A 1,922-nucleotide genomic window follows, 5' to 3' on the forward strand; every position below is an offset into this window, starting at 1 on the left:
CGCCTGCAGCGCACCGGACAATTCCGGGCCGGTGGTTTTCTTCACGGAGATCAGGTTTTCGATGTCCATGGTGTCTTTCACCTGGCCACCGATGCGATCGGCGATCAGGGTGACCTTGAGGCCTTTACGGGCGCTGTAGATGGCCGCAGACACACCGGCCGGGCCACCACCGATCACGGTGACGTCCTGCAGCGGCAGTTTTTCACCAGCGCCAGCCTGCGCGATGCCGGGGTCGTGCTCCAGCAGCTTGTCGATAAGCTCGGCGGCGGTGACCTTGCCGTTGGCGAACAGCTCACCGTTGAGGTACACACTCGGCACGCCCTGAATATCGCGCTCATTGACCACGTCCTGAAACAGGCCGCCATCAATCATTTCGGTGGTGATATTCGGGTTCAACAAGGCGAACTGGTTCAGGGCCTGAACCACGTCCGGGCAGTTATGACAGCTCAGGCTGATAAACACTTCGAAATGCATGTCGCCTTTGGCATTGGCGACCATGCGCTGGAGGCTGTCGTCCAGCTTGATATCTGTCCCGGATGCATGCAGAAACGCCAGCACCAGGGAATTGAATTCGTGACCTGCGGGAATACCGGAGAAACGGATGCCCGTGTCTTCTCCATCCGCTTCCAGCAGAAAGCTGATCGGGCTACGCAGGGTGTCGCCCGTATCGCGTTCTTCGAACGCCAGGTTGTCACTGACACCAGCGATGTCGGAGAGAAAGCTGACCAGTTCATCGCGCTTGTCGTGGGTGCCTTCCTGCAGCACGAAAGTGACTTTCTTCTGCATGTTGGCGGCGTAGCCCTTGAGAGCCTGCAAAATTTCATTCGTGAGCATGAGTCTTCCCTTGTTCCAGATTCAGTCGTCAGTGACGGAGAAAATTCGGGTTGTGGAGCTAAAGCATTAATCAGTCGGACGTCGGGGGTCTGACGTCGGACGCAAAACCAAGCTGGTTTTAGCGTTAGACTTCCGACGTCAGACTTCCGGCCGACTATTTAGATCTTGCCAACCAGGTCCAGAGACGGGGCCAGAGTGGCTTCGCCTTCTTTCCATTTTGCCGGGCACACTTCGCCGGGGTGGTTGCGCACATACTGAGCGGCTTTCACCTTGCGCAGCAGGTCGTCAGCGTCACGGCCGATACCTTCAGCGGTGATTTCCATGGCCTGGATGATGCCATCCGGATCGACCAGGAAGGTCGCACGATCTGCCAGACCCTGGCCTTCACGCATCACTTCAAAGTTGTTGGTGATGGTGCCGGTCTGGTCGCCCACCATGTAGTAGTTGATCTTGCCGATGGTGTCGGAGGTGTCGTGCCATGCCTTGTGGGTGAAGTGGGTGTCTGTGGACACAGAGAACACTTCCACGCCCATTTGCTGCAGCTCTTCGTACTTGTCAGCCACGTCGCCCAGCTCGGTGGGGCAAACGAAGGTGAAGTCAGCGGGATAGAAGAAGAAAATCGCCCACTTGCCTTTTACGTCGGCGTCAGAAATCTCTACAAATTCGCCCTGCTTGAATGCGGTGGCGTTGAACGGTTGGATCTCGCTATTAATCAGTGCCATGTTTCCAAGACTCCCTAAGTTATCGGTAAAACGATTGGGTTAACGTTTCGTCGGAAGTAAGAATGCGTTTTTTGCGGCGATTGGTAAATTTGGATACTTTCATTGCAGCGATAGGCAATACCTAATGCGCTCCATCGACCCGCCAGTAGCGCCCGGAATCAGGAACCCCACCGCTGCCGCCCTGTCCCATGTGAAGACGCACAGAGCAGGAGGCCTTCATGAAAAGCACAGGATGGCGCCAGCTGGCACTGGCCACGGGCTGGATGATGATTGCGGCGGGCACCGCTGCCCCGGCGTCTGGCAGTGATTACGACTACATTCGCGGGGATGACGTCTACGAGGAAGATTACCAGTACGGGGTGGATT

Annotated in this window: 2 protein-coding genes; both read right to left on the minus strand. The window is 56.5% G+C overall.

The annotated features are described in order from the left end of the window. On the minus strand, positions 1–834 hold an 834-nt coding region (locus A3730_RS27330), incomplete at its 3' end, for a thioredoxin family protein (protein ID WP_156501404.1). Positions 835–992: 158 nt separating this feature from the next. After that, positions 993–1,556 carry an alkyl hydroperoxide reductase subunit C gene (ahpC, locus tag A3730_RS27335; protein WP_063521492.1) on the minus strand — a complete coding sequence of 188 codons (564 nt, stop codon included), beginning with the start codon at positions 1,554–1,556 and terminating at the stop codon, positions 993–995. Positions 1,557–1,922: the final 366 nt, after the last annotated feature.

The organism is Alcanivorax sp. HI0044, assembly GCF_001634945.1.